The following is a 17,652-nucleotide window of genomic DNA, read 5'->3' as shown; positions in this document are numbered from 1 at the left end:
ATCCGACTTGTTGAGCTAACCAGCACTGGAACAATGGGTTAGAACACAACAGCCGGATCATTCGGCCTGCTGTCACGACAACGCGGCCTTAAGCTGATCAAGCGAAGCCAAGGCAACCGTCTTAGGTGCAGGCCGAGTCACTACCCCAGAAGGCAACGCCTTGGGAATCTCGGCGGACAGATCTTCACCGGCCATTACTCGATTCACTAACACCTGATAATTCCGCTCAAAGCGCTTGAAAATTTTGCTCTCGGGCTGACTGGCCAACTCGAACCAACCAGTCGCGCCCCCAGCCAACCGAACGGCTGGGTGACTGAATTTATGGGATCTAACACGACTGGCGTTCTTAGCCGCTTCGAAGTACGCCTCTTGCACTGAGGGAAGGCCAAAGTCTTCCGGGGTTGGTTTGCACCACTGCACGAATTGACCTACCGACGGCCAGAACGGAGAGCCAACTTCGGTGGCCTTACGAATGCCATGATTTAACTGATCGTGGGTACAGATACCATGCTCAATGAACGCATCAACCCATGCCTGTTTTGCCAGCTTCCAGGAATCAGCGTCAGGAAATGAATTCTTCCATGCTGGGAAGCACGAGCGCAGTCTTTGAAACAAATAATTCACAATGCGAACAGCATCAGGGCTCAATTCCCTAGCGGGTTTTTGTTGAAACTCACCTTGGGCTGGCTTGGCTGGCTGAGATTGCTTAGTCATGCCTTGGGTTATTTGGGTTACCGTTTGCATTAGAAATCCTCCAAGCACGTTGAGTGAATGAAAGGGTTAGGGTTTTCTACGTCGTAGAAATTTCCTTCGTCGTCAGGCACCCAGTTTGCACCGGATTGGGGTTGCTGGCGCTGCAATGGCATCGGGGTTAGCCAGATGCGTTCACGAATGAACTTGGTAATCCCAAACACGAATTGGTGATTTGCCAACGTTCCCCAATCAGGGTTATTGGCTTGCGTGGTGGTTAGCCAAGCAAGTGCGTCTTCAGCATCCTGATCGGCCAACTTTTCTGAATTCCAAGCTTTCCAGGCTTGTGCGTCCGTCCCCCCTTTCCGGTGGGCAGGGTATTGGGCAAAGAATTTTTTGAACGAATCCGGTTTTTTGGTTCGTTTGGGTTTGGTCTCAACGGGTGAATTTATTTCGTCCGGTGGATCGTCGTTTTGAACAGATATTTCTTTTGTAATAGTTTCTTTTGTAATAGTTTCTTCTTTTGTGGGGGTCGATCCCGACTCGAAATCAAGTCGGCTTCGACTTTTTCGAAAGTCAGCTTCGACTTTTCCGAAAGTCGGCTTCGACTTTTTTTGGTTTAAGTTGGCTTCGACTTTTTTCTGAGTCGATCCCGACTTTTCAACCAAAGTTAGAAGACTCTTCTTACCGCCTCGCTTATTCTTTATCGGCTCAAGCTGCCAGTCTTCAGTAATGAGGTTAAGACCCAGCTTTTTACCCTCAGACACCAAGATCTTACGCTTTACTAACTGAGATTTGGTTTTACCAATATTGCCAATATCAATCGCTGTTAACTCAGATAATTGCTCGTTGCATATCCAATCCATTTTCTTGTGGTAGCTGAATGTCTTAAACATCACTGCTTGCACAAGACGGCTTTCTCTATCGCTGAGACGAGCCTTACATAATGCGATGCCGATCTGGTGAGCGACTTGGTAGTAACCGTCTTCCAGTGTTGCCATCTTCTTCGGTGCCTCTTGATCGCCACCAGCGGACGATAGTTCGTAAACGTTGCTCACGCCGCACCTCCTTGCTCGCCTCGGATGATTTCTTTAATACAGTCGGATTCCAGCTTATCTACCTGCACTCTCATTTCCTGAGCTTTCAGATAAGCGTTTTCGATCCAAAGCTGAGCTTCGGCGTATTGATTGGTTTTGATGTTTCGGATGTGACCGCAGCGAAGGAAATAGCACAAACCCGCTATAAGCGGATTGATAAGGCTGTATTGCCCTCGGCGGGTACGGAAATAACGGGAAAGCTGAGCAAGTCGGTTTTCTAAGTGCTTAACTTGCTTATCGGTAATGCGTTTGGCATTTTTTGCACACGTAGGTGCATTGGTCAGCGTAGGCATGGCTGAGCCCTCTTTTGATGTTGGTAATGTAACCGCCACCAAAGAGGTTCCAATCTCATAGGGGCGGTGAGCTGAACGGGTTGGAACTACCGCCAAAAGAGAAACGGCGAACCCGAAGGTTCCCCATCCAGCCCACCTTAAACAGATGTGACACGCGCAGGCATGCTCTGCACTTTCAGAAAGTACAGGCACAAAAAAAGCCGCGATAGCAAATGGGCGACTTTGTGCGCCTCTTTTGATGTTCGGGGTTCCAATCCCGTCACTGGATTTTGCCAGTGAATGATTATCATAGTACTTAGGCTTTTCTTGTGTCAAACAATGACGAGAGAAATCGCGATCTTTCGCGAAATCAGCACCAAACCAAATGGGTTTGTCATTCCGTTCGTTCTGAGATATATTCCCTTTCATTACCTGTGCCTCGAAACTCAAGGTAGTGCAATTAAAGAAGCTGGCCTCATTCGCTGGCTTTTTTATTGCTTGTTAGTTTTACTGGATGAAAAAACAGCCTCATCAACGGTCTGTTTATCACCATCAACATTCCATAAACTGTTAATCATCAAACGGATTTAAAACGCTCAGGCGGATATAAATCAGGACGAATATCGGAACAGTGAAGTTCACCATTTGAAAGCTTTTCAATTTTCAAAACCTGTTTCGCTGGAACTTGTCCGGTCTTAAACCATCGACCAGCAGCCGCAGGCGTGATGCCTACTAGCTCAGCGATGTTTTGTTTAGATTCGAACACTTCTAAAAGTCTTTGCATTTTTATCCCTGCCTTCAGTCTTGAATCACCAAGTTTATTACTATACACAATGTTTATCAACATAAACAACGTTGAAAACATTCCGTTTATATATAAATTATCCGGGTTGTTTCATAATTCGAGGCATGAACAGAACAATGGAAATCATCAATCTTCGTATGGAAGGTCTGGGCGTCAGCAAGGCTGAACTTGCTCGCCGCATAGATCCATCAGCCCCATCCAACCAGCGAATTAATAATTGGTTTGTCAGAAGATCCATACCTAAAGAGGCAATGGGTATCGTTGCTGACGCCATTCAATGGAATCGCTCGTTTTTTATATCCATGATGGATGGCTCCATTGCCACAGACTGGCTAGATTCAAACAATAAGATTTGCGACAGCGCGAAGTTTAAGCGCTTCTTTGAGAAGCTAATGAGCGCGCATGGCTGGGAAATTGAATCTTTCACAAGTGAAGACTGGATTCACGACTTAGGGGCGATTGTCGACACAGCCAAATTTACTCCATTCATCAAGCTAAGATACAAAAAAGCGGCCTGGTATTGCGTACTTGATAAGCGCGATATGTACGTTTCTGAGCCCTACACACCCGGTGAACAGACTTATGACGATTTAGAATTATTGACGACCGAGGGTGATACGCACGCGATCGCCATCAATGCAAAAAGCTGCATTTTCGGCGTTGAATATCTTAGAGACTGCTTCATCTCAATCTATGGTGGCTTGGAAGCACCAGAAGCCATAGGGGCGACTAGAGATAGCCAGATAAACTACGGTGTAAAGGAAACTCCGGCCAGCTACAAAACAGAGTCAACAGGTACATTCAAGGCTGCAAAAAGCTGGGATCAAGACGGTGATCTCCCAACGCAAGAGGTAATCCTTATTCCTCGTGTCACAGAATCGGGCGAACTAATAATCAAAGAGGCCCGCCCCTTTCTTACTGAATGGATATCTGAAAGCACCGGCAGTGCTCGATACGTGGGTTATGCAAAATCCACCAGCGACGCAATGATTCCGTTGATTCAGCCTGGCAGTACCGTTCTGATTGACACGGAAAATAAGTGCATTACTGAACCAGGCATTTTTGCCATCAAGTACAATAATGACATTCAGCTACGTCGACTTCAGTTATTAATTGACGGTTCTGTTTTGGTAAAGACGGATAACAACTCTTACAGAGAGGAAACCATCTCGGCCAATCAAGACAAAAACACGATTATCATTGGTAAAGTGATCTTCAGAGGTGGCAAGGTCTAATCTTCATTAGACTCCTTGCCCTTTTTGTACGCAGCCTCTAGCGCAATTTTAATACTCATTACAGCATCAGCACCCAGTCCAATCTCCCTTATGAACGCAGCCAACTCCTCAGCTGCATCACTAAAGCTTTCTGGCTCTCCAGTTAATACCTGTCTAATACTGATACCCTTGTATTCTTGAAAATACATTAATTCAAGTTCAGTAAATTCCTGTGTGCAGTTCAGTTTTTTGCTAAAAGCAGACTGTCTGACACCTAGCTCTTTACTGATATCTTTTAATTCGTACTTTAACTCATCCTTAATTAGCTTTCTAAAATCTGCTCTTGCTCTTCTCCGCTTCCTATCGAGATACAGCTTTACATCGTCGTCGATATTTGCACCACATTTTCTATATAGAGAAATTGCAATCGTTATAATTTCTACTGAGAGAAATTATCTAGCTTTCATTCATTGTAGACCGTGTTTATCATTATACACACCATAACTATGGGTATAGCGCTAGGATAAATAAAAATGAAAACAAGGACTGGATATGATAAACAATACTGCTTTACGAGAGGCCCAGCGCCTCATCAGAAATGAGCCTGACAGGTTCATTTGCCAAAACCACCCTGCTGTTTCAAATAAAGTTGATTACTTTTTAGGCTATCTAGCCGCCATGAAAAAAGTAGCATCAGCCAGCAAAGCAAAAAAGACCTGCGCTAACGATAGCGGGCCACCTGGCCGCCTGCTTACATTAACTACCCTACCGAATAAATAAAACCGCCGTTTGGCGGTTTTTTTTGTCTGAATTTTTTCTTGCATAAAATAAATATAAAGTTTATGTTTATATACATACACAAAGTAAACAACTGCAGACCAGGCAAATGAACAAAGACGCTATCAAAATCAGAACTGTGCAAGGGAATAAAAATCAAGGTCTTGCTGATCGAGAGCTTGAAGCGTCGCTATGGTCTATGGAAGGGCTTTCTAATAAAGAGATAGCCAAGGAAATGAAAATATCTCCATACACAGTCTCAAAGCGCTTAATGAACGCCATGTTTAAGATGGGGGTAGATAACAGAACCGAGCTAGCCGTAGTGCTATTGAGAAAAGGGATTGTTGAGTTCTTATGCCTTGCTCTACTTGTTGGCTCTGTAAATTACGCAATGAATCTTGAAGGTGTTGAGCCAGTAAGAATACAACGTTCTGCGCGAGTCAATTCAAACGCCAGAAACCGAAGAGAAGACTTTTTGCTACTAGAAGGACCATGTTAATGAACAGCCTAATTTCAGCCAGAACTCTTGCAAAAGAAGGCTTCGTGTTTAAGTTTCAGAGAGGCAACAAAATTGTCTGCGTTAAAAATAGTGCTCGTGCAAACCATCTCCTGGCTTACCTTCGCACTATTAAGCATACCGTTTAACCCCTGATCCTATGCTAGCCCATTAGCCCGGTTCTGCAGTACGGGCATTTTTTAGCAAAACAGAATCAACAAACTGGTTTAAATTTACATGAAACGATTGGCTAACATCTTCAGCATCATATTTCACAGAGCGCTCAGTGCCGTAAATATAGACGATCAAAGTATTGGCTTGAGCAATCTTAAGCATTACATCTTTATTAATGTAAGCGACTCCGGTTTCCGTAATAGACGAGCCGGCCGACCCTATAGCCGTATTGTAGCCAATGCTACCCCAGTCACTATTAGTGTCCATGATGTCGAAGTCATGCTTTTCACCGTCAATTTCGAAGGTAATAACTTGCAGATTACCCAGAGAGTTTGGCGAACCATAGAAGGTATCGTAAAACGTTTTATTAGTTATCTTGAAACCCGTCATGACTTCGCCATTGGCTTTATCAAAAGCGAACGGGTTAATGAATACACCCGTATCATCTACATGCAAGCCACCAGCAACCGACTTGGTAGAAATACGGTTATTAACGCTGTAGTAGCCATCCATACTGACAACTTCGCGTGCATCTTTAATTTGGTATTTACCAGGACCAAAACAACCAGTCAGTACCAGCGCCATTATCAATATAAAACACTTTTTCATAAGACCATCCTTAATCTTTTGGAAGAGAAAGAGAACAGCATAGACCGATTTAACGGGCGTAACCACCCAACTTTAATCCTGAGTTGCAGTACTGTTTTTTGAATACCATGCAATGCGCAGAGTGCGACACAAGAATCATTAAAACAGGCAGTGGTAAGTATTTCTGCCCTCAGTGCTGGAACAACCAAATGGGGCTTGAACAGGTACATAACAACCTGTTATCAGCAGTTAGAGCATACGAGAAAACACGCAAGACAAAGCACATGTTTTCTTTATTTAAATTTATTGGAAAGTAAGAGGTGTAATATGCCAAGGAAAATGAGCATTGAAGAATACCTAGATCAGGAATTTACTGAGAATTCCAGACCCACACCAAGAACTGTTGTAAATTGGATTCAGTCAGGGGCAGTTCCGGGCACTAAAGTTGGCGGGACATGGTTCGTTTATGTTCAGGAAACAGCCTCTGACAGACTTGTGAATAGAGTATTAAAGGCCGTTTAATGAACAGACCACGTAAAAAAGGGAATTTTGATCTTCCGACAAACCTGTACGCGGAAAAAAGGAAGAAAAAGGTCTACTACGTCTACAAACACCCTGTTGCCAATACCCGGCACGGAATGGGATCAGACCGGATGCAGGCAATCTTAGCTGCTCAGCAGTTAAACTCGATGCTTTCAATTGAATACGGACTGGTTGATAAAGTCATAGGCAGGGCTAACACGTTTGCCAGCTGGATTGAAAAATATATTGAACTTCGACTAAGTGAAGACTTATCCAAAAAGACAGTTGATCAACTGAAGTATGACACCACATTAATGAAAGAACACCTCGGAGATATACCTGTTATGGATATCACTGTTTTTCATTGCTCAGAGTTTCTTGATAAGTGGGTGAGTGAAAATAAAAGAAGGATGGCCGCCCGCTTACGAAGTGCTCTGATTAAGTGCTTTGACTTTGCCGTTGGTAATGGCCTAACTGAATCAAATCCTGCTAAAAAGACACTCCCAATCACGGTTAAAGTTCAGCGAGAACGATTAACAAAAGAACAGTTCGATACAATATACAACTCTGCCCCAATACACATTAGAAATGCAATGATGCTCGCATTACTGACTTTGCAGCGCCGGGAAGATATTTCAAATATGAAATTCTCGGATATTAAAGATGGGTATTTACACGTAATACAAAAGAAAACATCAAAAGCCAAAAAAGGCAGCCGAAAAGATAGCGCCAACAAAGCTGCATATTTGAGAATTCAAGTCACCCCAGCACTTAATTCCATTATCAAATCATGTCGAAATACTGGCGTACTCTCTCAATTTCTCATACATCAGATGATTACAAGAACCTCTTCAGGGGCCCTGAAGTGGGAAGTGAAAAAAGGCCAAAGACTACAACCCGACAATATTACTCGAGGGTTTGCTACAGCCCGCGAAAAAACAGGTTTGTTTGATGACCTTGAAAAAAGCGCCCGCCCAACGTTTCATGAAATTCGATCTCTGGGTGCTCACTTGTATAAAGAACAGGGCATTGATCCACAAGCCTTGTTGGGCCACACAGATGAGAAAATGACTAATCACTACTTGGATGGCCACGGCATTCAGTGGACAGATGTAAGCGCAGATTTGAACGTAAACACTTAAATAGTTTTCCAAAAGTTTTACGTTCATTTTACGTAACGATTATTTTTATTTAATATTTTCAATAAGTTAGAAACTAGTCTGTGTATTCCCAAGGCAAACAAACAGCACTTTCATTACTATTTAGGACTGTTTTGCAAAGTACGCGCGAACACGTTCAAGATCTTCTTCTGTATCCACTCCGCCAGGCGGAATTTCATCAGCAAGAGCAACATGAATCTTAGCGCCATTCCAAAGTGCTCTTAACTGCTCAAGACACTCTGTAGATTCAATGGGAGCTTCATCCCACTTAACAAAACTATTAAGAAGATTTACTCGGTAAGCATAGATACCAATATGACGTTTGAAATTCACACCCTTCGGCATGACTTCTTTTGAGCTCGCAAAATCATCACGCGCATAAGGAATAGGAGCTCTGGAGAAATACAAAGCAAAGTCATTTCTGTCTGTTACCACTTGAACAATGTTGGGATTGAATACATCCTCAATACGCTCAATCGGTTCATAAAGAGTTGCAATGCTCGCTTCCTGCTCAGCAGACAGGTTATGCGCTACCTGATTGATAACACGAGGCGGAATTAAAGGCTCATCCCCCTGGACATTCACAACAATGTCATCAGCGTAGTAGTTCAACTGAGAAACCACTTCCTGAAGGCGATCTGTTCCGGAAGCATGATCAGGATTTGTCATACAAACCTTTGCACCAAAACCTTCAGCAACCTGTTGAATACGAGGATCGTCAGTGGCAATGATGACTTCTTTCGCTTCACTTTCTAATGCCCTTTCATACACATGCTGAATCATAGGTTTGCCGGCAATATCTTTAAGTGGCTTACCAGGCAAACGAGAAGAAGAATATCTCGCAGGAATAACAACTGAAAAACTCATACAAACTCCAACTAAAAAAGTCGATCGTATATCTGATCTAATAACGAAGAATCCAATTCGGCCTCTACAGAGAGATAAACCGCATTACCGAGATCCAAGTTTCGGCATTTTACAGCGTCTTTTTCCGTCATAACGATCCGTTGATCGGCCATATCAACAAAATCCAGTAATTCGTACTTATGGTGATCTTTAAAAGGTCTGGGGTGGTACTTTAACCCAAGAGAATCCAATGTATTGTAGAATCGCTGAGGATTACCAATTCCCGAAACCGCATACACTGTCTCACCAGTAATGACTTCCTTTTCATCGGAATCAAGGCGATAAAAATCGCCTGGCACAATCCCCATCTTGTGAAAGGAATTATTTTTGAACCAAGCAGCCCAATCATATGAAAATTCTTCTGGAAAGGATTGATCTGCACTATTCACAACCACGAAGTCCACACTGGCTAACCGGTCAACAGGCTCCCTGAGTGGGCCTTCTGGCAACATACGCCCATTCCCTAACCCTCGACGCCCATCAACTAATGCAATTTCCAAGGTCCGAGGCATCCGATAGTGCTGCATCCCATCATCAGATAAAACAACATCCAAAGTATACTTACTCGTAATTTCTTGCAACGCTTCTACTCGATTAGGAGAAATTACAACCGGACACCCTAATCGTTGCTTCAACAGCAGCGGTTCATCGCCAGAGTCATCGGGAGATGAATTGCTTTGCACTTCATAAGGAAAAGTTTTTAATTTACTGCCATAGCCTCGACTGACAATACCGACACGCTTACCTTTAGCTTCAAGGTGTTTAGCTAAGGCGATGGTGAACGGGGTTTTCCCCGTTCCGCCCACTGAAATATTACCAATGACCACCACAGGCACTTCGAAACCATCATGGGTCACAAAGTAGTTGATAGGTTTAGATGCAAGAAAACGCGCACGCTTAGAACGTGCAAACTGGTGCGCTAAATAACTCAAAGGGCGAAGTAACGTTAGCCACTTCGCCCCCTCATACCAAGCTCGTTCAACAGAACTCATGTCTACTGTGCCTGTTTGGTAGTAATACTCAACTTGGTAAAGCCTAATTGACCTGCTGCATCCATAGCTCTAACCACGTATTCATGAGCAACACTGGCATCAGCCGTCACAACCATTGGCAATTTGGTGTTGCCATTGGATTCTTTCTGGATGGCTCGCTTTAATGTGTCCAACTGATTATTGATCAGACTGTTTCCATTCACCGAATAACCACCACTGGAGTTAACAACAATCTCAATAAGCTCTACCTGCTCTGACATTTCGGCCTCAGCTGAACTTTCAGGCAAATCAATTTCCAAATGAGTTTCTTTGGTAAAGGTCGTGGATACCATAAAGAAAATCAGCAACAGGAAAACAACATCGATAAGAGGTGTCAGATCTACTGAAACATCTTCTCGTTTTTTCGTTCGAAAATTCAAGATCAGTCTCCCTCTGACATATCCACCTTACGGTTTCCTTGCAGCACTTCGACCAGCTTAATGGACTCCTGTTCCATAAATACCAAATGCTCATCGATTTTTCGGGTGAAGTAGCGGTAGAAAATCATCGCAGGAATAGCGACTGTCAAACCGGCAGCCGTCGTAATCAGTGCTTCACTGATACCTCCTGCCAAAACATTAGCATTCCCCGTGCCCTGCAACATAATGTCATTAAAGACTTTGATCATTCCGATTACGGTACCCAACAGTCCTAACAAAGGCGTAATTGAGGCAACAGTACCTAACGTATTCAGATAGCGTTCCATCTCATGAGCTACGTGACTCGCCTGCTCTTCCAGGCTCTCTTTCATCACTTCACGCCCTTTCGATGAATTATTCAAACCTGCAGCGAAAACACTGCCCAACATGGACTGTTGTTTTAGAGCTCGAAGTTTGTCCTTATCAAGCTCGGTATTCTGAATCCAAACCCAAACCTGTGCCAACAATTTTCTAGGAGCTACTTTGCTTGCTCTTAATGACCAAAATCGTTCAATAATGATCCCCATTGCAATCACAGAACACGCAAGGATTGGATACATCAACCAACCACCGGCTTTAACTAGCTCAAACACGCTTAAATCTCCCTGTATTTCAGTGGGCTATATAATAACGGACTGAGAATAAAGGTTTTTTAACTCAATCGCAAAAACAATCATTGCCTGACCCGAATGGTTCGCCAATAGGGGGATTTTTCCTCCACCGACTGCGGTAGATAAGCCAGTTGACCGCTAGAAAGAACCGCAAAATGAACAGCCCCTTCGTCTGCCGTATTCATCAGCTTTATATCTGCATTGAAATACCGATTTACCACATCCAAATTTGGATGACGAAAACGATTCAACGGGCCACTGGAAACAACCGCCCATTTTGATTTTACCTGTTTAACAAACCTATCTGAGCTGGATGTCCGGCTGCCATGATGAGGAACAGAAATAAGTTCAACACCATCTTCAAACACATCCGGATTCGCCTCAATGAGTGTTCGTTCAACACGAGCAGTAATATCCCCGGTTAACAGCACCTCATGCCCTTGGTATTCCAGCAAAAGAACACAAGAAGAGTCGTTACTACTGAGATCATTACCTTTAGTACCGACAGTAGACACCATTGGCCATAAAGCTCTCACCGAGACGCCCTGCCATTTAAAACTTAATGAGTTGTCACACGGCTTCTGCTCGCCCCCATAGGAATCTAAAGTGGTAAAGTTTTGGATCAATACCGACGGAACATAGGAACTAGACAACAAAGCTTTCATCCCTCCACTATGATCCAAATCCTGATGACTCACCACCAACACATCCACCGCTTCAACATTTTGACTTCTCAAAAAAGGAACAATCACACTATCAGCCGCATTAAACGAGCCAAAAGAAAAACCCGTGTCGTAAATAAACGCTCGATGATCCTTAATCAACACAATTGACAGCGCCTGACCAACATCCAAAAACCACACATCCATAGGGTTCTTCTGACTAGGCATCATCACCAACAGGCTAGACAACATCGCAAAACCAGCAAGCCTGAATCTGCGAGAAAAAGGAAATAGACAAAGCAGCCCACATCCCAAAGCAAGAGCAAGCTTATCCGTAAAATGTATCACGCCAAGACGTGGCGACTCTGAATTAGCCCAAGACAAACAATCAATAAGATAAACCAAGGAATCACCAACCACCGTGAAAATATCAAAAGAAAATCCAGGAAAAATATCAAAGACGCTTGAAGCAATGAGCAATACAGGTATGACCAAAACACTAAACACGGGAATTAGCAAAAGATTCCAAAGTACAGCTAACACACTGGTTTGTGTCCCAAAAGTCAACACTAATGGCAAAAGCAAAACCAGAATATAAAGCTGGGATTTCAATGATATAAAGACAAGCAGTAAAAAATTCTTGCCCGGAAAATTCTTACTACCAGAGTCAGACCTTAGATTAGTTTTGGTTAACGGCAGGGGCTTCACAGTAACAAGCGCCAATGCAAGAACCGCTAAAAATGACATCCAAAAGCCATACGAAACTACTTCATAAGGGAAAAGTGATAATATGATAAATACAGCCAGACTAAGTATCTGAAAAATAGAAAATTCAAAACCTAAAAGCCGTGCAACTAACCAGATCGATATAAATAAAAGCGCACGGAGTGCAGGCGTAGGATAACCAATCTGATCCACATACCACCAAACCACAATAAGCGCTAAAATCGCGCAAACTTTCATTAACCAAGCAGTCGAAACAGGAACAGTTTGCTGAACACCCACAAGAACACACTTACAAAACAGATAAATCACGCCGAACAGCAAACCGATATGCAAGCCACTGATTACAAATAGATGAATCAATCCGGATTCAGCAAGAATCCTTCTATCCTCATCATCTACCGCTGAGCGATCACCTAAAATTAACGCCTTTAGAAGTCCTTTTCCTCGATTTGAGATAGCTTGATCCTTGTGCCCTGAGTTAGCCGCTTGAGATTCAATAAATTGGTTTATCCGATCACTCCATGATTGAACACCAGAAGACCCTATAATTGCTGGATAACCCGAAAAATACCCCTTGGCGACGATGCCTTTACTGAATAACCAATGCTCATAGTCAAACCCTCCAGGATTCAGAAAGCCCAAGACTGGTTTAAGAACAACATTCCCCTCTACTATTTGCCCAGCTAAAAACCCTGTATTTTGATAATCATTGAGCATCACCTGATGCCCAATCAATTCTGTGCAAACATGATAATATCGCTCCACACATCCCTCAGCCGCTAAAACATCAAAGACACCCTGACTGCCCCAAGACTTAGATGCCGAGTCATTCATCACAACTAAACGCATTGAAATGCTTAATTTATCGAAGGGAAAAATCATGCGTTCCTGCACGTCCAAAAGTTGCGCGATTACAGGTAAACAACTGATTAAACAAAATAAGACAATGACTTTAGGACGCCGTAAGGTAAAATAGCCGACGCTTATGGTTAAGAACAAGGCAAGCCACTTAGCAGGCTGATCATGCAAGTAAGCAATAATATAACTATGATATAACGCTGAAAGCGCTAGTAAGTGAATCAGCACGTTGGTTCTAATCGGATTCTGTGAAATTTAGACATGGCATTGAACGACCTTAAATTCAAAATACCTTCACGCGAAGAGATTTTGGCTATTAACTCCTTAAAATTCATGCACAGTCTAATTAGCGAGCCCAATCTATGGCACTTTAATCGCAGATCGGTATCTAGAGCAGCGTTAATCGGCTTATTCTGGTGTATGATTCCCATGCCATTTCAGATGGTCCCAGCTGCCTTCCTGGCTTTCTATTTAACAGCCAACATTCCTCTTTCCTTGGGTTTGGTTTGGATTTCCAACCCTATCACCATGCCCCCACTCTTTTTCGCTACGTATAAATTTGGCGCATGGCTACTTGGTACCGAGCCCGTCGATAGTTTTGAGTTCACAACTGAATGGCTAGCAAATGGACTTTCGGTGGTCTGGCAGCCCCTCTACTTTGGTTCCGCTGTTACAGGGGTAATCCTGGCGATTACCGGATATGTTACGGTTCAGGTAGTCTGGCGCTACCGCGTGATTAAAAAATGGAAAGCACGCGCAGCCCGTAGAGCAAAACTGAGCGTACAAGATTAGATTGGAAAGTCACCAAGAATAGTTAGGCGACTTCATTTTTTGAGTGGAATTCAATGGACCCTTCCACCAAATTCAAACGACTGTCCATACGTTCTGCTAACGTCAAATCATGCGTAACGATGACAAACGCGACATTCATCTGGGAATTAATCGTTTTAATCAAGTCGTGAATATGTTCTGCCGTATTTGAGTCCAGATTTCCTGTAGGCTCATCCATAAGAACACAGCAAGGATCTGCCGCCAAAGCTCTTGCAATCGCAACACGCTGCCTCTCGCCACCAGACAACTCTCCCGCTCTATGAGTATATCGATGGGATAGTTTAACCTGATCCAACAAATGCTTTGCCTTTGCAAGGGCTGACTTCCTTCCCTCCCCTGCAATCCATAAAGGCATTGCAACATTTTCTTCCGCTGAGAATTCAGGGAGTAGATGGTGAAACTGGTACACAAACCCAAGATTCGTATTTCTAAGAAGTCCTTTCTTACGCTCTGAAAGCGCAGAAAAACTTTGCCCAAGCAGTTTCACATCACCACTGGTTGGAAGATCTAACCCACCCAACAAGTTTAACAAGGTAGATTTACCTGAGCCCGAAGCACCAGTAATGGCTAACATCTCACCTGCATGAATCTGCAGATTAATATCATGTAAAACAGAAGTTTTAAGATCGCCATCCACAAAGGTCTTCGAGACATTGCTACATTCTAAAATTACATCAGTCATATCTTAGAGCCTCCGCCGGTTGGATTTTTGATGCTCGGTAAGCAGGGTATAACGTTGCTAATAAACTCAGAACCAAAGCAGCGACTGCGATTAAGCCAACATCTTCCATTCTCAATTCAGACGGCAAATAACTGATAAAATAAACATTCGGGTCAAGTACTTTGACACCGAATAAATCTTCGATGAACGTAACAATATCTGAAACTGTAAGCGCCAGCAGCACGCCAAGTGCTGTACCAAGCACAGTTCCGACCAAACCAATCACAAACCCTTGAACAACAAAGATCCCCATAATAGTTCTGGGCGCTGCCCCCATTGTTCGCATGATTGCAATATCACTTTGTTTTTCCGTTACCATGATGATCAAAGTTGAAACGATGTTAAACGCGGCAACAGCGACAATCATCAACAACAGCAAACCAATCATTTTCTTTTCCATTTGAATGGCTTGGAATAGATTTCCATGACTGCGAAGCCAACTGCTTGCGTAGTAACGCCCTGGAAGATCTGCGGCTAACCGCCAAGCCACATACGGAGCCTGGAATAAATCATCCAACTTAAGGCGAACCCCATGCACAGCATCACCAAGACGAAAGAGTTTGGCTCCGTCACGAATGTGAATGTACGCCGCTGAAGCATCCAGATCTGCTCCAACCTTGAAAACACCAACCACAGTAAAGCGCTTTAATCTTGGCAAAACACCCGCAGGAGAAAGACTGGCCTCAGGAAGTACCAATGTCACTTTATCCCCCACCACAGCGCCTAACTGGGCAGCCAGGAGGTTCCCAAGAATAATTCCAAAACGGCTGGATTCCAGATCCTCAAGCTCACCTTCAATAATATGATCTGCCACGATTGATACATCTGGTTCAAACTCAGGATCAATTCCAGTGACTAAAGCGCCTTTTACGTTACCTGCGTGAGTGAGCATCCCCTCAGCATGAATAAAAGGAGCAACACCCAGCACATCATCATTCTTTTTTACTTGCTCCGCGATCGATTGCCAATCATGCATACCACCCTGCGCGGTGATTGTTGCATGAGGTACCATACCAAGAATTCGAGAGCGCAACTCACGATCGAAGCCATTCATGACCGATAGCACAGTAATCAATACCGCTACACCAAGCATTAGACCAATCATGGATATTAAGGAGATAAATGAAATGAAATGATTTCGACGCCTGGCTCGGGTGTATCTAAGCCCAACCAGCAAAGGAATATTGGTTCGCATAATCTTCTTTTTGATTGTAAGAAAAGCTTAATAAATAAGCTAAAGACAAGAGCTCAGTAGTGTGATCCAGGCTTCATTTAATATCAAGAAAAACCTTATAAAAAATCTACAGTTAGCCTAGAATACCTAAGCATGAGTAAACAGCGGTAACCATGATGTCAGAGCAAAGAGAATACATTCGAATAAAAGACCAAGCCGTCATTAGGCTTTCGTCAATTTCTGAACTGCCTACGGACAATGAAGAGCACCCTCTTCCGTTACCGAATCACTTCAAACTCCTGAACCAAATTATTTCCTCTCAGGCGGAAGAAGGTCAGTTACTTCATGCTGTGGAATCCGACTCTTCCGCAACAGCAAAATATTTCAAAATTCAAAACTCAAAGATTCAATCACTAGCACAGTTGATTATTTCGGCACACCCTGATGCAACAAAATTTCCAGAACAAAAAGTTTCTATCAGTGAAACCGGCGTCGACTTTTACAACAGCATTGAACGCCCTGTAGGTAGTTTATTAGCGCTTAATTTGATTTTCATGCCGGACTACCTAAGTTTCGAACTCTACGCTAAAGTTATTACATGCGTATCTTTTTCAACCGACAACGAAGAATTAGGGCCTATTTATCGATACGGCCTTCAATTCGTGAATATTGGTGATCAAGATCGTGATCGCATTGCACGACGAATTTTCCATAAACAATTAGAAGAAAGACGAAAACAGAGACTAGGCCAATGAAGAAATTATCAACGCTACTCCTAACCACAGTACTTGTAAGCAGTGTGGGCGGCTTTGCAATCACATCTTATGCCGACGAAGTCGTAGTGCCTGTGTCTCAACAATCACCAGAACTACAAGACATACCGCGCCCATCCAATGGTATGAATATGAAAGCAGTTGAATCCAAATACGGCATACCGGTCTCGACATCAGGCCCGGTTGGTAAGCCACCAATAACTACTTGGGAATATGATTTATTCACTGTTTACTTTGAACATAATTTAGTGATACACACTGTTTTAAAACATAACCCACAGTAACAGGATAATCTGGGTATACTAACTGTCATACTTTGATCAGCGTTTTCTTCTGAGCTGTAACTGAAAACGGAATGTCAGCATCTCTTTGAGATAAGACTTATAGGATTACCGCTATGCAACTCAGTAACTTTCTATCAAAACAGGCACGTAAATTCACACGGCCTTCTTTAACAACGGCATTCACAGCCACCATGCTTACAGCGACAACTTTATTGGCGTCATCTGTAACGCTGGCAGAAGTAGTTGAACTGACACCTAACGAACTGAACTCGGCTTATATTAAAGATTCGACCATTTACATTCCTAAAGCCACTCGGGAAAAAGTGGCTAAGAAAGTGGTAAATGTAAATATTCGCCCAGGCGAACCAAGCCCAGAACAAGTAGATCGAGAAGAAGAACTTAAAGATGGTGCGACGCAAACAACTCTCACAGCTTTAGAAGCTAACCAGTCCTGGGATTCAGCTCGTGTTGAAGCCTCTCTAGAAGTTGCTAGTCAACCAGCTATTCAAACAGAAGATTTGATTTTGCCACCAAGAGAAATTGCTGGCGCGCCGGATGGTTTCGTCCTAGGCGATAATTTTACCTATTCCGTACAAGACTTGATCGACAAGGGGTTCACCCATCCTGAAACAGGACAACCCCTAACGAATCTTACAGACTCCGGCTTGGTTGTAAACAACCTTGAAATTAGCTTTGACGGTGTAGATGGAAGATTGTATATCCCTCTCCCTGCTGATTTTGAATCCCGACTTCCTCCTGGTGGGGTCAACAGTGACATTCTAAGCATCAATCAAGCTTTACAAAATGCAATTAACATGAGATTGCAACTGCCTCAAAACAAGTAATCAGACTTGATCAATC

At 43.3% G+C, this 17,652-nt stretch carries 21 protein-coding genes; 8 read left to right on the top strand and 13 right to left on the bottom strand.

All coding sequences use genetic code 11. From position 1 onward, the window contains the following. Window positions 1-72 precede the first annotated feature (72 nt). From QQL66_RS10655 to QQL66_RS10640, 4 genes are all read right to left on the bottom strand, one after another. A complete protein-coding gene (locus QQL66_RS10655) occupies window positions 73-744 on the bottom strand; it encodes a replication protein P (RefSeq protein ID WP_284381307.1) in 672 nt (223 codons plus the stop codon). Further along, entirely contained in the window at window positions 744-1,748 is a 1,005-nt protein-coding gene (locus QQL66_RS10650; protein WP_284381304.1) for a replication protein, read from the bottom strand. Before QQL66_RS10650 ends, QQL66_RS10655 begins: the two co-directional genes overlap by 1 nt. Further along, window positions 1,745-2,488 carry a hypothetical protein gene (locus tag QQL66_RS10645; RefSeq protein ID WP_284381303.1) on the bottom strand — a complete coding sequence of 248 codons (744 nt, stop codon included), beginning with the start codon at window positions 2,486-2,488 and terminating at the stop codon, window positions 1,745-1,747. The genes QQL66_RS10650 and QQL66_RS10645 overlap by 4 nt, the downstream gene beginning before the upstream one ends. A gap of 148 nt (window positions 2,489-2,636) precedes the next feature. Further along, window positions 2,637-2,843, bottom strand: coding sequence for a transcriptional regulator (locus QQL66_RS10640; RefSeq protein WP_284381301.1), 207 nt, complete (start codon window positions 2,841-2,843; stop codon window positions 2,637-2,639). 137 nt (window positions 2,844-2,980) lie between these two features. On the opposite strand from QQL66_RS10640, the gene QQL66_RS10635 reads away from it, so the two are divergent. Further along, complete coding sequence (locus tag QQL66_RS10635; protein ID WP_284381299.1) at window positions 2,981-4,099, top strand: S24 family peptidase; 1,119 nt, start codon at window positions 2,981-2,983, stop codon at window positions 4,097-4,099. On the opposite strand, the gene QQL66_RS10630 is transcribed toward QQL66_RS10635, so the two are convergent. Then, window positions 4,096-4,287 (bottom strand): hypothetical protein, encoded by a 192-nt coding sequence (locus QQL66_RS10630; protein WP_284381298.1) that lies wholly within the window; start codon window positions 4,285-4,287, stop codon window positions 4,096-4,098. The genes QQL66_RS10635 and QQL66_RS10630 overlap by 4 nt on opposite strands. Window positions 4,288-4,630: 343 nt before the next feature. Here QQL66_RS10630 and QQL66_RS10625 point away from each other — a divergent pair, with 343 nt between their 5' ends. Both QQL66_RS10625 and QQL66_RS10620 read left to right on the top strand, forming a co-directional pair. Next, a complete protein-coding gene (locus tag QQL66_RS10625) occupies window positions 4,631-4,858 on the top strand; it encodes a hypothetical protein (RefSeq protein ID WP_284381296.1) in 228 nt (75 codons plus the stop codon). 106 nt (window positions 4,859-4,964) lie between these two features. Further along, window positions 4,965-5,354 carry a response regulator transcription factor gene (locus tag QQL66_RS10620; RefSeq protein WP_284381295.1) on the top strand — a complete coding sequence of 130 codons (390 nt, stop codon included), beginning with the start codon at window positions 4,965-4,967 and terminating at the stop codon, window positions 5,352-5,354. Window positions 5,355-5,522: 168 nt separating this feature from the next. Here the strand turns inward: QQL66_RS10620 and QQL66_RS10615 are convergent, their stop codons facing one another. Continuing rightward, the gene (locus QQL66_RS10615; protein WP_284381293.1) at window positions 5,523-6,134 is read right to left on the bottom strand and encodes a hypothetical protein; all 612 of its coding nucleotides are present in this window, start codon (window positions 6,132-6,134) and stop codon (window positions 5,523-5,525) included. A gap of 500 nt (window positions 6,135-6,634) precedes the next feature. Here QQL66_RS10615 and QQL66_RS10610 point away from each other — a divergent pair, with 500 nt between their 5' ends. Continuing rightward, on the top strand, window positions 6,635-7,777 hold the full coding sequence (locus QQL66_RS10610) for a tyrosine-type recombinase/integrase (RefSeq protein ID WP_284381292.1): 1,143 nt from the start codon (window positions 6,635-6,637) through the stop codon (window positions 7,775-7,777). A gap of 120 nt (window positions 7,778-7,897) precedes the next feature. Here the strand turns inward: QQL66_RS10610 and kdsB are convergent, their stop codons facing one another. From kdsB to QQL66_RS10585, 5 genes are all read right to left on the bottom strand, one after another. Further along, entirely contained in the window at window positions 7,898-8,662 is a 765-nt protein-coding gene (gene kdsB / locus QQL66_RS10605) for a 3-deoxy-manno-octulosonate cytidylyltransferase (RefSeq protein ID WP_284381290.1), read from the bottom strand. 11 nt (window positions 8,663-8,673) lie between these two features. Beyond that, window positions 8,674-9,693, bottom strand: a complete 1,020-nt coding sequence (gene lpxK, locus QQL66_RS10600) for a tetraacyldisaccharide 4'-kinase (RefSeq protein WP_284381289.1) — start codon at window positions 9,691-9,693, stop codon at window positions 8,674-8,676. Between the two features lie 2 nt (window positions 9,694-9,695). After that, entirely contained in the window at window positions 9,696-10,112 is a 417-nt protein-coding gene (locus tag QQL66_RS10595) for an ExbD/TolR family protein (protein ID WP_284381288.1), read from the bottom strand. 2 nt (window positions 10,113-10,114) lie between these two features. Continuing rightward, a complete protein-coding gene (locus tag QQL66_RS10590) occupies window positions 10,115-10,744 on the bottom strand; it encodes a MotA/TolQ/ExbB proton channel family protein (RefSeq protein ID WP_284381287.1) in 630 nt (209 codons plus the stop codon). A gap of 80 nt (window positions 10,745-10,824) precedes the next feature. After that, window positions 10,825-13,236: a DNA internalization-related competence protein ComEC/Rec2 gene (locus tag QQL66_RS10585; protein WP_284381286.1), complete on the bottom strand. Its 2,412-nt coding sequence runs from the start codon at window positions 13,234-13,236 to the stop codon at window positions 10,825-10,827. Window positions 13,237-13,269: 33 nt separating this feature from the next. On the opposite strand from QQL66_RS10585, the gene QQL66_RS10580 reads away from it, so the two are divergent. Continuing rightward, window positions 13,270-13,800, top strand: a complete 531-nt coding sequence (locus tag QQL66_RS10580) for a DUF2062 domain-containing protein (protein WP_284381284.1) — start codon at window positions 13,270-13,272, stop codon at window positions 13,798-13,800. A gap of 22 nt (window positions 13,801-13,822) precedes the next feature. On the opposite strand, the gene lolD is transcribed toward QQL66_RS10580, so the two are convergent. Both lolD and QQL66_RS10570 read right to left on the bottom strand, forming a co-directional pair. After that, window positions 13,823-14,521, bottom strand: a complete 699-nt coding sequence (lolD, locus tag QQL66_RS10575) for a lipoprotein-releasing ABC transporter ATP-binding protein LolD (protein ID WP_284381283.1) — start codon at window positions 14,519-14,521, stop codon at window positions 13,823-13,825. Further along, window positions 14,514-15,755, bottom strand: a complete 1,242-nt coding sequence (locus tag QQL66_RS10570) for a lipoprotein-releasing ABC transporter permease subunit (RefSeq protein WP_284381282.1) — start codon at window positions 15,753-15,755, stop codon at window positions 14,514-14,516. Before QQL66_RS10570 ends, lolD begins: the two co-directional genes overlap by 8 nt. A gap of 152 nt (window positions 15,756-15,907) precedes the next feature. On the opposite strand from QQL66_RS10570, the gene QQL66_RS10565 reads away from it, so the two are divergent. From QQL66_RS10565 to QQL66_RS10555, 3 genes are all read left to right on the top strand, one after another. Further along, window positions 15,908-16,489 (top strand): PilZ domain-containing protein, encoded by a 582-nt coding sequence (locus QQL66_RS10565; RefSeq protein ID WP_284381281.1) that lies wholly within the window; start codon window positions 15,908-15,910, stop codon window positions 16,487-16,489. Continuing rightward, window positions 16,486-16,791, top strand: a complete 306-nt coding sequence (locus QQL66_RS10560) for a hypothetical protein (RefSeq protein ID WP_284381279.1) — start codon at window positions 16,486-16,488, stop codon at window positions 16,789-16,791. Before QQL66_RS10565 ends, QQL66_RS10560 begins: the two co-directional genes overlap by 4 nt. Before the next feature lie 113 nt (window positions 16,792-16,904). Beyond that, window positions 16,905-17,636, top strand: a complete 732-nt coding sequence (locus tag QQL66_RS10555; RefSeq protein WP_284381278.1) for a hypothetical protein — start codon at window positions 16,905-16,907, stop codon at window positions 17,634-17,636. Window positions 17,637-17,652 lie beyond the last annotated feature (16 nt).

The sequence above is a fragment of the Litoribrevibacter albus genome (assembly GCF_030159995.1).
GTDB lineage: Bacteria > Pseudomonadota > Gammaproteobacteria > Pseudomonadales > Litoribrevibacteraceae > Litoribrevibacter > Litoribrevibacter albus.
The sequence above is the reverse complement of the archived record's forward strand: the minus strand, read 5'-3'. Positions and strand labels throughout refer to the sequence as shown.

Excerpts from the sequence above, each read along its gene's own strand:
- QQL66_RS10655 (WP_284381307.1), bottom strand. The coding sequence starts at position 744 with ATGCAAACGGTAACCCAAATAACCCAAGGCATGACTAAGCAATCTCAG.
- QQL66_RS10580 (WP_284381284.1), top strand. The coding sequence starts at position 13,270 with ATGGCATTGAACGACCTTAAATTCAAAATACCTTCACGCGAAGAGATT.
- QQL66_RS10620 (WP_284381295.1), top strand. The coding sequence starts at position 4,965 with ATGAACAAAGACGCTATCAAAATCAGAACTGTGCAAGGGAATAAAAAT.
- QQL66_RS10625 (WP_284381296.1), top strand. The coding sequence starts at position 4,631 with ATGATAAACAATACTGCTTTACGAGAGGCCCAGCGCCTCATCAGAAAT.
- QQL66_RS10640 (WP_284381301.1), bottom strand. The coding sequence starts at position 2,843 with ATGCAAAGACTTTTAGAAGTGTTCGAATCTAAACAAAACATCGCTGAG.
- QQL66_RS10565 (WP_284381281.1), top strand. The coding sequence starts at position 15,908 with ATGATGTCAGAGCAAAGAGAATACATTCGAATAAAAGACCAAGCCGTC.
- kdsB (WP_284381290.1), bottom strand. The coding sequence starts at position 8,662 with ATGAGTTTTTCAGTTGTTATTCCTGCGAGATATTCTTCTTCTCGTTTG.
- QQL66_RS10560 (WP_284381279.1), top strand. The coding sequence starts at position 16,486 with ATGAAGAAATTATCAACGCTACTCCTAACCACAGTACTTGTAAGCAGT.
- QQL66_RS10555 (WP_284381278.1), top strand. The coding sequence starts at position 16,905 with ATGCAACTCAGTAACTTTCTATCAAAACAGGCACGTAAATTCACACGG.
- QQL66_RS10610 (WP_284381292.1), top strand. The coding sequence starts at position 6,635 with ATGAACAGACCACGTAAAAAAGGGAATTTTGATCTTCCGACAAACCTG.
- QQL66_RS10635 (WP_284381299.1), top strand. The coding sequence starts at position 2,981 with ATGGAAATCATCAATCTTCGTATGGAAGGTCTGGGCGTCAGCAAGGCT.
- lolD (WP_284381283.1), bottom strand. The coding sequence starts at position 14,521 with ATGACTGATGTAATTTTAGAATGTAGCAATGTCTCGAAGACCTTTGTG.
- QQL66_RS10570 (WP_284381282.1), bottom strand. The coding sequence starts at position 15,755 with ATGCGAACCAATATTCCTTTGCTGGTTGGGCTTAGATACACCCGAGCC.
- QQL66_RS10645 (WP_284381303.1), bottom strand. The coding sequence starts at position 2,488 with ATGAAAGGGAATATATCTCAGAACGAACGGAATGACAAACCCATTTGG.
- QQL66_RS10630 (WP_284381298.1), bottom strand. The coding sequence starts at position 4,287 with ATGTATTTTCAAGAATACAAGGGTATCAGTATTAGACAGGTATTAACT.
- QQL66_RS10615 (WP_284381293.1), bottom strand. The coding sequence starts at position 6,134 with ATGAAAAAGTGTTTTATATTGATAATGGCGCTGGTACTGACTGGTTGT.
- lpxK (WP_284381289.1), bottom strand. The coding sequence starts at position 9,693 with ATGAGTTCTGTTGAACGAGCTTGGTATGAGGGGGCGAAGTGGCTAACG.